The organism is Rhodoferax sp. TH121 (assembly GCF_002251855.1).
In the GTDB taxonomy this organism is placed as follows: Bacteria; Pseudomonadota; Gammaproteobacteria; order Burkholderiales; family Burkholderiaceae_C; genus Allorhodoferax.
Window position 1 is genome coordinate 354,682 of record NZ_NOXW01000022.1, and the last position, 11,766, is coordinate 366,447.

The 11,766-nt window shown below is 62.4% G+C and carries 13 protein-coding genes; 11 read left to right on the forward strand and 2 right to left on the reverse strand.

What is annotated here, in order from left to right; all coding sequences use genetic code 11:
* Positions 1 to 43 precede the first annotated feature (43 nt).
* The 3 genes from CHU94_RS16050 to CHU94_RS16060 are packed head-to-tail and all read left to right on the forward strand — an operon-like array spanning position 44 to position 2,915.
* Positions 44 to 1,024 (forward strand): tripartite tricarboxylate transporter substrate binding protein, encoded by a 981-nt coding sequence (locus CHU94_RS16050; RefSeq protein ID WP_094481719.1) that lies wholly within the window; start codon positions 44 to 46, stop codon positions 1,022 to 1,024.
* 17 nt (positions 1,025 to 1,041) lie between these two features.
* Positions 1,042 to 1,929, forward strand: coding sequence for an NAD(P)-dependent oxidoreductase (locus tag CHU94_RS16055; RefSeq protein ID WP_094482795.1), 888 nt, complete (start codon positions 1,042 to 1,044; stop codon positions 1,927 to 1,929).
* 38 nt (positions 1,930 to 1,967) lie between these two features.
* Positions 1,968 to 2,915 carry an AEC family transporter gene (locus CHU94_RS16060; protein ID WP_094481721.1) on the forward strand — a complete coding sequence of 316 codons (948 nt, stop codon included), beginning with the start codon at positions 1,968 to 1,970 and terminating at the stop codon, positions 2,913 to 2,915.
* A gap of 10 nt (positions 2,916 to 2,925) precedes the next feature.
* Here the strand turns inward: CHU94_RS16060 and CHU94_RS16065 are convergent, their stop codons facing one another.
* Both CHU94_RS16065 and CHU94_RS16070 read right to left on the reverse strand, forming a co-directional pair.
* Positions 2,926 to 3,924 (reverse strand): tripartite tricarboxylate transporter substrate binding protein, encoded by a 999-nt coding sequence (locus tag CHU94_RS16065; protein ID WP_094482797.1) that lies wholly within the window; start codon positions 3,922 to 3,924, stop codon positions 2,926 to 2,928.
* Positions 3,925 to 4,034: 110 nt separating this feature from the next.
* Positions 4,035 to 4,952, reverse strand: coding sequence for a LysR family transcriptional regulator (locus CHU94_RS16070; protein WP_094481723.1), 918 nt, complete (start codon positions 4,950 to 4,952; stop codon positions 4,035 to 4,037).
* 124 nt (positions 4,953 to 5,076) lie between these two features.
* On the opposite strand from CHU94_RS16070, the gene CHU94_RS16075 reads away from it, so the two are divergent.
* The 8 genes from CHU94_RS16075 to CHU94_RS16110 all read left to right on the forward strand — a co-directional run bounded on the left by CHU94_RS16075 (position 5,077) and on the right by CHU94_RS16110 (position 11,619).
* Positions 5,077 to 5,784, forward strand: coding sequence for a substrate-binding domain-containing protein (locus tag CHU94_RS16075; RefSeq protein ID WP_255034003.1), 708 nt, complete (start codon positions 5,077 to 5,079; stop codon positions 5,782 to 5,784).
* A gap of 48 nt (positions 5,785 to 5,832) precedes the next feature.
* Positions 5,833 to 6,861: an amidohydrolase family protein gene (locus CHU94_RS16080; RefSeq protein WP_094482801.1), complete on the forward strand. Its 1,029-nt coding sequence runs from the start codon at positions 5,833 to 5,835 to the stop codon at positions 6,859 to 6,861.
* A 296-nt stretch (positions 6,862 to 7,157) separates the two neighbouring features.
* Positions 7,158 to 7,841, forward strand: coding sequence for a 4-carboxy-4-hydroxy-2-oxoadipate aldolase/oxaloacetate decarboxylase (gene ligK / locus CHU94_RS16085; protein ID WP_094481725.1), 684 nt, complete (start codon positions 7,158 to 7,160; stop codon positions 7,839 to 7,841).
* A gap of 9 nt (positions 7,842 to 7,850) precedes the next feature.
* The gene (locus CHU94_RS16090) at positions 7,851 to 8,789 is read left to right on the forward strand and encodes an amidohydrolase family protein (protein ID WP_094481727.1); all 939 of its coding nucleotides are present in this window, start codon (positions 7,851 to 7,853) and stop codon (positions 8,787 to 8,789) included.
* A gap of 1 nt (position 8,790) precedes the next feature.
* Positions 8,791 to 9,240: a protocatechuate 4,5-dioxygenase subunit alpha gene (gene ligA, locus CHU94_RS16095; RefSeq protein WP_094481729.1), complete on the forward strand. Its 450-nt coding sequence runs from the start codon at positions 8,791 to 8,793 to the stop codon at positions 9,238 to 9,240.
* 5 nt (positions 9,241 to 9,245) lie between these two features.
* Positions 9,246 to 10,139, forward strand: a complete 894-nt coding sequence (locus CHU94_RS16100) for a class III extradiol dioxygenase subunit beta (RefSeq protein WP_094481731.1) — start codon at positions 9,246 to 9,248, stop codon at positions 10,137 to 10,139.
* Complete coding sequence (locus CHU94_RS16105) at positions 10,139 to 11,101, forward strand: Gfo/Idh/MocA family oxidoreductase (RefSeq protein WP_094481733.1); 963 nt, start codon at positions 10,139 to 10,141, stop codon at positions 11,099 to 11,101. Before CHU94_RS16100 ends, CHU94_RS16105 begins: the two co-directional genes overlap by 1 nt.
* A 68-nt stretch (positions 11,102 to 11,169) precedes the next feature.
* Entirely contained in the window at positions 11,170 to 11,619 is a 450-nt protein-coding gene (locus tag CHU94_RS16110; protein WP_094481735.1) for a DUF2721 domain-containing protein, read from the forward strand.
* Positions 11,620 to 11,766: the final 147 nt, after the last annotated feature.

Below are 11,766 nucleotides of genomic sequence, written 5' to 3' on the forward strand. Positions count from 1 at the left end.
AGCTTTTTGCGCATATTCCATGAGGGCTAGAGGCCAATTTCATATGAAAAACCTGAACCGACGCACTGTTTCACTGAGCTTGGCCCTGTTGGCCGGCACCGTGGGGGCATTGCCCGTCTGGGCCGATACCTTTCCTAGCAAGCCCATCCGCATCGTTGTGCCCTTTGGCGCTGGTGGTGTGGCCGACCTCACCGCACGCACCGTGGCACAAAAGCTCTCCGAGTCGCTAGGGCAGCCGGTGGTGATTGACAACAAGCCGGGTGCTGGCGGCGTGGGTGCGGGGGAGGCCGTGGCCAAGGCCGACTCCGATGGCCACACGCTCTTGCTGATGTCCAATGGCACCGCAGTGAGCGCCAGCCTGTTCAAGAGCCTGCCGTTTGACGCACAGCGTGACTTTGCGCCGGTCTCTACGCTGGGCTACTTTGATTTGGCGGTGCTGGCCGCCCCCAACGCACCCTACAAAACCATGGCCGACCTGCTGGCCTACGCCAAGGCCAACCCCGGCAAGCTCAATGTGGGTACGGTCAACATCGGCAGCACGCAGAACCTGGCGGCCGAGCTGCTCAAGACCCGTGCGGGGGTGGACTTTCTCATCGTGCCCTTCAACGGCACGCCAGCGGTCACCACTGCGTTGCGCGGCGGGCAGATCGATGTGGCTGTGGAAATCCTCGGCCCCATGATGGGTCAGGTCACTTCCAAGGCGGTGCGTCCGCTGGCCGTGCTGAGCGACACGCGCGCCAGCCAGATCCCCGATGTACCTACGCTCATGCAGAGCGGTGTGAAGGACTTCGACGTGTCGTCCTGGAATGCCCTCGCAGCCCCTGCCAAGACCCCCAAAGACGTGATTGCCCGCCTGAACAAGGAAGTGCAGGCCGCGCTGAACCACCCCGACGTGAAGAAAAAACTCTACGAACTGAACGTGGAAGCGCGCGGTTCCACCCCCGAGAAATTGGCTGAGCTGCTGGCTACTGAGACCAAACGCTGGGCCGAGGTGATTGCCAAGGCCGGCGTGCCCAAACTCTAAGGAGCCGCGCCATGGCCTTGCCACTGCAACATCTGGGGTTGGTGGGTTATGGCGAGGTGGGGCGCATCTTCAGCGCCGGCCTGCGCAGCCATGTCGCCTCCTGCAGTGTCTGGGACCTGAAGTTTGCCGACTTCGTGACGGGCGCTGCGGTCCAGGCCACGCAGGCCGGGGTTCTGGCCCAGGCCTCCCTGGCTGCGCTGTGCGCGCAGAGCGACTTCATCATCTCCGCTGTCACTGCTTCCAACACCCTGGCAGTGGCCGAAGCGGCAGCACCGCACCTGCGCCCCGGCACCGTGTTTCTGGACCTCAACTCCGCATCGCCGGGTACCAAGCAACAGGCGGCCGCGTTGATTGAGGCGGCGGGTGGCCGCTATGTGGAGGCGGGCGTCATGACTTCGGTGCCGCCCTACGGCATCCAGGTGCCCATGCTGTTGGGCGGGGCGTTGGCGGCCGAGCTGGCGGAGCAACTGAACGCATGGGGCATGGATGCCAAAGTGGTGTCGGCCGATATTGGCGTGGCTTCGGCCATCAAGATGTGCCGCAGCGTGATGATCAAGGGACTGGAGGCGCTGGTGATCGAGAGCTACGCGACCGCCCGCGCCTATGGGGTGGAAGACCATGTACTGCCCACGCTGGCCGAGACATTCCCCAGTATTGACTGGGAAAAACAGGGGGGCTATTTCTTCAGCCGCGTGGTGCAACACGGGCAGCGCCGCGCCGAAGAAATGCGCGAATCGGCGCGCACCGTCGTCGAAGCCGGCTTCGCCCCCACCATGGCCAGTGCCATTGCCGACAAGCAGCAATGGGTGGCCGACCAGGCGCGTGCCGGTGTGTTGGCCCATGTGGGCACGAACGCACCCTGGCAGGTGTACGCTGATGCCCTGCTGGCCGCGCGCAAGGACTGACACCCGCGCCTTTTCCTGTTCTGATCGTTTAAGTTCCCATGCTCGACATTCTGGCCATCACCGGCCCTATTTACCTGTGCATTGCCATGGGCTACCTCTGTACCCGCATGGGCGTGTTCAGCAAGCCTGACTTGCGCGTGCTGGGCAAGTTTGTGCTCAACCTGGCCTTGCCCGCGCTGCTGTTCAACGCCATTGCCCAGCGTCCACTGCGCGATGTCATGCACTTTGATTACCTTCTGGCCTATGGCCTGGGCTCGTGCGTGATGATTCTGGGCGCGTATCTGTGGGCGCGGTATGTGAACCGCAGCACGGGCAGCTACCGTGCTTTCTTTGCCATGGGTACGGCCTGCTCCAACAGCGGCTACATGGGCTACCCCGTGGTACAGCTGGTGCTGGGCAGCGTGGCGCCGGTGGCGCTGGCACTCAACATGCTGTTTGAAAACCTCATCAAGCTGCCCGTGTTGCTGACCCTGGCCGACAACGCCGATGCTGGCGGCCACCGCCCTTGGGGAACCGTGTTGCGTGACATTGCCCAAGGCTGGGTGCGTACGCCCATGCTGGTGGTGATTCCGCTCGCGTTGCTGGTGTCGGTGATGGGCTGGAGCTTGCCCGGCCCGCTGGCGCGCACCATCACCCTGTTCTCACAGGTCACTACCGGCCTGGCCCTGTTTGTGATTGGCGGTGCGCTGGTGGGTTTGCAGCTCCAGGGCAAACGCCGGCTGGTGGGGCACATTACCGTAGGTAAGCTGGTGCTGCATCCCTTGTGTGTGTTCTTCGCGTTCACCTTTGTGGTGCCGATTTCCGACCCGCAGCTGCGCACCGCCGCGCTGCTGTTTGCTGCCATGCCCATGTTGGGGGTCTACCCCATTCTCGCGCTGAAGTACGGCCACGAAGAGGTGAGTGCGGCCACCTTGCTGGCCGCCACCATCGGATCGTTTTTCACCCTCAACGCCTTGTTGTGGGTGCTGAAGCACTATCCCCTGTAGGCTCGCGCGCTCAGTCTGCCTTCACCCGCCCGCCGCTGATCACCGGCTTCCAGCGGGCAATTTCGGTGGCTATCAGTTTGCCGAAGTTGGCCGGGGTGTCGGGCGTGGCGATGGCACCTTCGGCGTTCAGGCGGTTCTTGAGTTCTGCGGAGTTCAGGGACTGGTTGATCTGGGCATTGAGCTTGGCCACGATGTCAGCGGGTGTGCCTGCCGGTGCGACTACGCCGTACCACTGGTCCGCCTCAAAGCCGGGGTAGCCACTTTCGGCCACCGTGGGCAGGTCGGGCAGAGCGTCCATGCGCTTGGGGCTGGAGACGGCCAGCGCGCGCAGCTGCCCGTTCTTGATTTGGCTGAGCACCGCGGGTGCGCCAGTGAACAGCAGCTGCGTCTGCCCGCCGACGAGGTCCGTCACTGCGGGGGCCGTGCCGCGGTAGGGAATGTGCAAAAGCGAGGTGCCGGTTTGCAGCTTGAAGTATTCGGTGGCCAGGTTGGCCGCGCTGCCGTTACCGCCAGACCCGTAGTTCATTTGCCCCGGTTTGGACTTGGCCAGCGCCACCAGCTCTTTCACGGTTTTGACCGGCACGCTGGGGTGCACCACCAGCACATTGGGCACCCGTGCCACCCAAGCCACGGGGGCAAAACTCTTGATCGGATCGTAGGGCAGGTTGGGGTAGAGCGAGGGGTTCACCGCCAGCGTGCCAATGTGGCCCATGAGCAGGGTGTAGCCGTCGGCCGGAGCCTTGGCCACTTTGTCGGCCCCAATGGCGCCACCCGCGCCCGGCACATTCTCCACCACCACCGACTGGCCCCAGGCCTCGGTAAGCTTTTGGCCAATCGCGCGCGCCAGGATATCGGTCGAGCCACCGGGGGTGAAGGGGACGACCAGGCGTATGGTTTTGCCGGGATACGTGCCAGCACCCTGCGCCGAGGCGCTTTGGGCATAAAAAAGGCCGCTAGCCCCTATGGTTATTGCGCAAGCAGCTATGAATTTGTGAGTGATTTTGGGCATGGCACGGTCTTCTGTTGTTGTGGGTTTGGCCCGCAGTGTGTCTGGGTAGCCCACCCAGGGGCAAGTTGGCCGCAGCCATAGCAGCTATGCCAAAAAGCGCAGGACCTGCCCTAGCGGTGGATGGCCTTGAGCACCACCTGGCTCACCACATCCATGGCCTTGCGCTGGGTTTGTGTGGTGGGGCGGCGAGAAGACCACACCAGCATCAGTTGGCTCATGATGCGCGGGCTGTGGATGGACTGCACGGTGAAGGTGTCAGGGTTGTCGAAATTGCTCAACGTATAGCCGGGCAGCACGGCGTGGCCCATGCCTTCTTTCACCAGGTTCAGGATAGCGTTGAGGCCGTCAACCTCCAGCATGACCTCCGGTCGGCGGCCAATGGCCATCATCTCGCCCTCGATCAGGATGCGGAAGGCATTGGGCCGGCTGGGCAAGATCAGCGGCAGCTCGGCCACGTCCTTGAGGCTGATGGCCGGCGCAGGCTTGGCAGCTTTGCTTTTACCGGTGGTTTGCGGGTTGTGCGAGATCAACGACAACTCGTCTTCGTCCAGCGTGCTCATTTCCAGTTCGCTGCTCTGGCCGGGGTTGTAGAGCACGGCCATGTCCAGGTTGCCCAGGCGCAGGCCTTCGTGCATCTGCACCGAAAAGCCCTCGGTCAGCGTGAGCTGCGCCTGCGGCAGGTGCTCACGGAAGGCCAGCACCAGCGGCACGGTAATGAGCTTGGACAAGCTGGGCGGCAGGCCGATGGAGACACGCCCGGCCAGCGCGCCGCGCGCCGCACCCAGCTCCTCGCGCGTGAGCTGCACCTGGTGCAGGATGCCGCGCCCGTGCTCCAGCAGCAGCTTGCCTGCCTCGGTGGGCACGGCACCGCGGCCGTTGCGCGTGAGCAGGTTTTGCCGCAGCTCCACTTCCAGAAGGCGGATCTGGCGGCTCAGAGCGGGCTGGGCCACGTCCAGCGAGATGGATGCACGGGTAAAACTGCCCATTTCGGCCACGCGCACAAAGTATTCAAGCTGTTTCAGGTCCATGGGCTGGCTCCAAATGGGAAAGTCGCATCGGCGAATAGCTGCGGCTGGATTATGCCAATTTGAGATAGCTGCTAGTGCCCCCCTTGCCTTATCAAATGGCAGCCCGCCGACCAGAATACCGAGCATGTCCAACACCGTTCCCACTGCTCCCGTGGCTCTGAAGTGCATCTCGTCCATGGCCACACGCCTGCTGCTCAACGCGCTCGCGGCGGACTTCACCGCCCAGTCCGGCCAGGCGGTGGCCATCGAGTCTGTGGGCGGTGTGGACGCGGCCAAGCGCGTGCAAGCTGGTGAGGTGTTTGACGCGGTGTTTCTGGCCTCCGACGCCATCGACAAACTGATTGCCGCCGGCCATTTGCAAGGCGGCCGTGTGGACCTGGTGCAATCCGGTGTGGCCGTGGCCGTGCCGGCGGGTGCGCCACAACCCGATATTTCCTCAGAAGACGCGGTGCGCGCCGCCGTGCTCGCTGCGCCCACGCTGGGCTATTCCACTGGCCCCAGCGGTGTGGCGCTGGTCAAGCTGTTTGAGCGCTGGGGCATTGCCGAATCCGTGCAAAGCCGCATCGTGCAGGCGCCGCCTGGCGTGCCCGTGGGCGCACTGGTGGCGCGCGGCGAAGTGGCGTTGGGCTTTCAGCAACTCAGCGAGCTCATCCATGTGGAGGGCATCACCATCGTGGGCCCGCTGCCCCCCGCCATCCAGATCACCACCACCTTCTCGGCCGGCGTGGGCAGCCATTCTGCCCAGCCCGACGCCGTGCGGGCCCTGCTGGCCTTCATGGCCTCACCCCAGGCCGCCGCCGCCAAGCAGCGCGAAGGCATGCAGCCCGCCTGAGCCCGCCCCCTTCCAAAAGAACTCCAGGAGACACCCGTGAAGAAGCCCCTGATCATTGACTGCCACGGCCACTACACCACCGCGCCCAAAGCGCTGGAAAACTGGCGCAACGCCCAGATTGCCAACCTGGCCACGCCCGAGCTGGGCCCCAAGGTTGCGGACCTGAAGATCAGCGATGACGAGCTGATTGAGACCATCGAGAGCAACCAGCTGCGCCTGATGAAAGAGCGCGGCTCGGACCTCACCATCTTCAGCCCGCGCGCCAGCTTCATGGCCCACCACATCGGTGACTTCAACACCAGCGCCACCTGGGCCGCCATCTGCAACGAGCTGTGCTTCCGCGTGAGCCAGCTGTTCCCGGATAACTTCATCCCTGCTGCCATGCTGCCGCAAAGCCCCGGTGTGGACCCCGCCACGTGCATTCCCGAGCTGGTGAAGTGCGTGGAGCAATACGGCAACGTGGGCATCAACCTGAACCCGGACCCCAGCGGCGGTCACTGGAATTCGCCTCCGCTGAGCGATAAGCATTGGTTCCCCATTTACGAGAAGATGGTGGAGTACGACATCCCCGCGATGATCCACGTGAGCACGAGCTGCAACGCCTGCTTCCACACCACCGGCGCCCATTACCTGAACGCCGACACCACGGCCTTCATGCAGTGCCTGACCAGCGATCTGTTCAAGCAGTTCCCCACGCTCAAGTTCCTGATTCCCCATGGCGGTGGTGCCGTGCCTTACCACTGGGGGCGTTTCCGTGGCTTGGCGCAGGAGCTGAAGAAGCCGCTGCTGGAGGAGCATTTGCTCAACAACATTTACTTCGACACCTGCGTGTACCACCAGCCCGGCATCGACTTGCTCAACACCGTGATTCCGGTGAAGAACGTGTTGTTCGCGTCCGAGATGATCGGTGCGGTGCGCGGGATTGATCCGCAGACGGGTAACTATTACGACGACACGAAGCGCTACATCGAGGCGTCGAAGATTTTGAGCAACGAAGACCGCTTCCAGATTTACGAAGGCAATGCGCGGCGCGTGTTTCCGCGGCTGGATGCGGCGTTGAAGGCCAAAGGGCGTTGATTTTTTGGGGTTGTGGGGGCTCGGAGTGGCTATGCGTTTTGCTGCGTGTCCCCCGCCCGCGTTGCGGGCTCCTCCTTTACCTCCGCAAAACGCATAGCCACCCCGAGCCTCGCCGACGTGCTTGGTTTTGGGAGAGTGAAAACAAGCTTCTTCGCAGCGGTGGAGTAGGGGTGAGTGCCGCAGCGAAGTCAAGGAGGAGCCCGCTGGAGCGGGCGGGGGACATGAGCGGAGGTACTCACCCCTACTCCACTGCGGGCTCAGAAGAAGAGCCCATAAAAGATTTAGGAGAAATGAATATGTATGAACTAGGTGTCGTCTACAGAAATATCACCCGCGCAGACCGTGCTGCCGCTGACGGTCTTGCCGCACTGGGCTCTGCCACCGTGCACGAAGCCATGGGCCGCGTGGGCTTGCTCAAGCCCTATATGCGCCCCATCCAAAGTGGCGTGCAGGTGTCCGGCACCGCAGTGACCGTGCTTCTGCAACCCGGTGACAACTGGATGATGCATGTGGCCGCCGAGCAGATTCAGCCCGGCGATATCGTGGTGGCCACGGTGACTGCGGAGTGCACCGACGGTTTTTTTGGCGACCTGTTGGCTACCAGCTTCCAGGCCCGTGGCGCCCGCGCGCTCATCATTGACGGCGGTGTGCGCGACGTGAAAGAACTGCAGCGCATGGGTTTTCCGGTGTGGAGCAAGGCCATCAGCAGCAAAGGCACCATCAAGGCCACCTTGGGCTCGGTCAACATTCCCATCGTCTGCGCCGGCATGCTGGTGACACCGGGTGACGTGATCGTGGCGGACGACGACGGCGTGGTCTGCGTGCCCGCTGCGCGCGCTGCTGCTACCCTGGAAGCCGCGCAGAAGCGCGAGAGCTTTGAGGGCGAAAAACGCGCCAAACTGGCCGCAGGCGTGCTGGGGTTGGACATGTACAAGATGCGCGAGCCCTTGGCTGCCGCCGGCTTGAAGTACATCGATTGAGGGCCGACCATGAGCAAATCCACTTCCGGTGACTTCACCAAGACCGCTGGCTGGCTTGACTGGTACACCGGTCCTGCCAAACCCCGCTTCCAACTGCCTGCAGGCGCTGTGGACGCGCACTGCCATGTGTTCGGACCCGGTGCCGAGTTCCCCTACGCGCCTGAGCGCAAGTACACGCCGTGCGACGCCTCCAAGCTCCAGTTGTTTGCCCTGCGCGACCACCTGGGTTTTGAGAAGAACGTCATCGTGCAGGCCACCTGCCACGGCGCTGACAACCGTGCCATGGTGGACGCCTTGCTGAGCAGCAATGGCAAGGCCCGTGGTGTGGCGACGGTGAAGCGCAGCGTGACCGACGAAGAAATCCAGTCCATGCACGACGCCGGTGTGCGCGGCGTGCGCTTCAACTTCGTCAAGCGCTTGGTGGACTTCACGCCCAAAGACGAACTGATGGAGATTGCCGGCCGCATCGCCAAGTGGGGCTGGCATGTGGTGATCTACTTCGAGGCGGTGGACCTGCCCGAGCTATGGGACTTCTTCACTGCGCTGCCCACCACCGTGGTGGTAGACCACATGGGCCGCCCGGATGTGTCGCTGCCCGTGGATGGTCCGCAATTCGCACTGTTCGAGAAGTTCATGCGCGAGCACAGCAATGTGTGGAGCAAGGTGAGCTGCCCGGAGCGCCTGAGCGTCAGCGGCCCCAAGGCCCTGAACGGCGAACAGAACGCTTACCGGGACGTGATTCCTTTTGCCAAGCGCATCGTGGAGCAATTCCCCGACCGCGTGCTCTGGGGTACCGACTGGCCGCACCCCAACCTGAAGGACCACATGCCCGATGACGGCCTGCTGGTGGACTTCATACCGCACATTGCGCCCACCACTGAGTTGCAGCGCAAGCTGCTGGTCGACAACCCCAACCGCCTGTATTGGCCTGAAACTCTGAAAGACTGATATGGCCCTCGACAAACCCTACCAGGACATCCCCGGCACCATCATTTTTGATGCCGAGCAGAGCCGCAAAGGCTACTGGCTCAACCAGTTCTGCATGAGCCTCATGAAGCCCGAGAACCGCACTCGTTTTAAGGCGGACCAGCGTGCCTACCTGAACGAATGGCCCATGAGCGAAGAGCAGCGTCAGTCGGTGATCGACATGGACTTGAACCGCGCCATGCAGCTGGGCGGCAATATTTACTTCTTGGCCAAGATCGGCTCCACCCACGGCCTGAGCTTTCAGCAGATGGCCGGCAGCATGACCGGCATGACCGAAGTGGAGTACCGCGCCATGATGATGGCCGGCGGCCGCTCTGCCGAAGGCAACCGCTACATCGGTGAGGACGGCGACGCCCAGGCCCACCGCCAACCCCAAGGCCAACATCACGCAGCTGGCGTCAAGAAAGACTGAACCCCATGGCCAAAATTACCGCCTCTGTATTCACATCCCACGTGCCGGCCATCGGCGCCGCCATGGATCTGGGAAAAACCCACGAAGACTACTGGAAACCGCTTTTTGCGGGCTACGACTTCTCCAAACAATGGATGAAGGACAACAAGCCTGATGTGATCTTCCTGGTCTTTAACGACCACGCGACGGCCTTCAGCCTGGACCTGATTCCCACTTTCGCCATCGGCACTGCAGCCGAATACACCCCTGCGGACGAGGGCTTTGGCCCCCGCCCGGTGCCCAAGGTGCAGGGGCATCCTTTGCTGGCTTCACACATTGCCCACTCGGTCATCCAGCAGGACTTTGACTTAACAATAGTCAACAAGATGGATGTGGACCACGGCCTGACCGTGCCGTTGAGCCTGATGTGTGGCGAGAAAGACCCTGTCAAGGACGCTTGGCCCTGCCCGGTGATTCCATTTGCCGTGAATGTGGTGCAGTACCCCGTGCCTAGCGGCCAGCGCTGCTTCAACCTGGGCAAGGCGATCCGCAAGGCGGTGGAGAGCTATGACGAAGACCTGAACGTGCACATTTGGGGCACCGGTGGCATGAGCCACCAGCTGCAAGGTGCGCGCGCCGGCCTGATCAACCGCGAATGGGACAACGCCTGGCTGGATCAGATGATCGCCGACCCGGCTGCTTGTGCTGCCACGCCCCACATCGACTATGTGCGCGAGGCTGGCAGCGAAGGCATTGAGCTGGTGATGTGGCTGATTGCCCGCGGCGCCATGTCGGACGTACCCTACGATGCTACAGATTTGGAAGCTGCTCGCGCACATTCTGTGAGGGTTGCACACCGTTTTTACCATGTACCTGCCAGCAATACTGCGGTAGGCCACCTGATTCTGGAGAACAACTAATGTCTAAAACGATCAAGGTCGCACTGGCCGGCGCAGGTGCCTTCGGCGTCAAGCATCTGGATGGCATCAAAAACATCGAGGGTGTGGAAGTCATCTCCCTCATCGGCCGTGAGCTCGACAAAACCAAAGAGGTCGCTGCCAAGTACGGCGTAGGCCATGTGACTACTGAACTGTCCGAGAGCCTGGCCCTGCCCGAGCTGGACGCCGTCATCCTCTGCACCCCTACACAGATGCACGCCGAGCAAACGCTGGCTTGTTTGAAAGCCGGTAAGCACGTGCAAGTGGAAATTCCCTTGGCTGATAGCTGGGCGGGCGCTGATGCCGTGGTGGCCGAGCAAAAGAAGACCGGTCTGGTGGCCATGTGCGGCCATACCCGCCGCTTCAACCCCAGCCACCAGTATGTGAACCAGCAGATCACGGCAGGCAAGTTCAACATCCAGCAAATGGATGTGCAGACCTACTTCTTCCGTCGCACCAATACCAACGCGCTAGGCCAAGCCCGAAGCTGGACCGACCACCTGCTCTGGCACCACGCCGCCCACACCGTGGACCTGTTCGCCTACCAGGCCAACAGCCCCATCGTGCAGGCCAACGCCATCCAGGGCCCCATCCACCCGGTGCTGGGCATCGCCATGGACATGAGCATTCAGCTGCGCGCGGCCAACGGCGCCATCTGCACGCTCTCCTTGAGCTTCAACAACGACGGCCCCCTGGGCACTTACTTCCGCTACATCGGCGACACGGCGACCTACATCGCCCGTTACGATGACCTGTTCACCGGCAAGGAAGAAAAGATCGACGTGAGCAATGTGGCTGTCAGCATGAACGGCATCGAGTTGCAGGACCGCGAATTCTTCGCCGCTATCCGCGAGGGCCGCGAGCCCAACTCCAGCGTCGGCCGCGTGCTGGATTGCTACCGCGTGCTGCACCAGCTGGAGCAGCAATTGGCGCTGCAGAAGTAAAGCGCAGACCTACAATGCAACGCCATGCGGACGCCGGTCCGCGTGGCGTTTTTTATTGAGGTGTGCGCATGGCTTTCCCCTTGGACCCCGACACGGTTTCGCATGGCATCCAGTTGTCGGTCGCCCCAGTGTTTTTGCTCACTGCGGTGTCCGGCATGATTGCGGCCGTAGCAGGCCGGTTGGCGCGCATCATCGACCGGGCCCGTACGGTGGAGCAGTACATCAAGCACCAAGCCCACCCGGAGGATACGGACGCCAACTATGCAGAACTGGCTGAATTGCGGACCCGCGGGCTGCTTGCCAATAGCTGCATTGCGTTGCTCACGCTGTGCGGCATCCTCATCGGGATCACCATCATGGTCCTGTTCCTCGGCGAGACTATCGACTTCCCGGGCCTGCGCATTTCCATCTTCACGTTCTTGGGGGGCGTGGGGTGTTTTTTGCTGGCGTTGTTGTGCTTCATGGCGGAGACCCTGATTGCCACGCGGCTGCTGAACTTTGCGCGGAAGAAGGCTTAGGTTCTTTAACACCCACTCCCCCAGCCCCTCGCCCCGTCGGCGAGGGGAGCCTTTTAGCAGCCATATCTTGCTGTTTTGCGCCGGCTGCGCGGCTACTTGAGGGGCTTTAAGGCGGCTACTTCACACCACGGCCTGCGCCTGCGTTGG

Excerpts from the sequence above, each read along its gene's own strand:
- CHU94_RS16050 (WP_094481719.1), top strand. The coding sequence starts at position 44 with ATGAAAAACCTGAACCGACGCACTGTTTCACTGAGCTTGGCCCTGTTG.
- CHU94_RS16060 (WP_094481721.1), top strand. The coding sequence starts at position 1,968 with ATGCTCGACATTCTGGCCATCACCGGCCCTATTTACCTGTGCATTGCC.
- CHU94_RS16065 (WP_094482797.1), bottom strand. The coding sequence starts at position 3,924 with ATGCCCAAAATCACTCACAAATTCATAGCTGCTTGCGCAATAACCATA.
- CHU94_RS16070 (WP_094481723.1), bottom strand. The coding sequence starts at position 4,952 with ATGGACCTGAAACAGCTTGAATACTTTGTGCGCGTGGCCGAAATGGGC.
- CHU94_RS16075 (WP_255034003.1), top strand. The coding sequence starts at position 5,077 with ATGTCCAACACCGTTCCCACTGCTCCCGTGGCTCTGAAGTGCATCTCG.
- ligK (WP_094481725.1), top strand. The coding sequence starts at position 7,158 with ATGTATGAACTAGGTGTCGTCTACAGAAATATCACCCGCGCAGACCGT.
- CHU94_RS16090 (WP_094481727.1), top strand. The coding sequence starts at position 7,851 with ATGAGCAAATCCACTTCCGGTGACTTCACCAAGACCGCTGGCTGGCTT.
- ligA (WP_094481729.1), top strand. The coding sequence starts at position 8,791 with ATGGCCCTCGACAAACCCTACCAGGACATCCCCGGCACCATCATTTTT.
- CHU94_RS16100 (WP_094481731.1), top strand. The coding sequence starts at position 9,246 with ATGGCCAAAATTACCGCCTCTGTATTCACATCCCACGTGCCGGCCATC.
- CHU94_RS16105 (WP_094481733.1), top strand. The coding sequence starts at position 10,139 with ATGTCTAAAACGATCAAGGTCGCACTGGCCGGCGCAGGTGCCTTCGGC.
- CHU94_RS16110 (WP_094481735.1), top strand. The coding sequence starts at position 11,170 with ATGGCTTTCCCCTTGGACCCCGACACGGTTTCGCATGGCATCCAGTTG.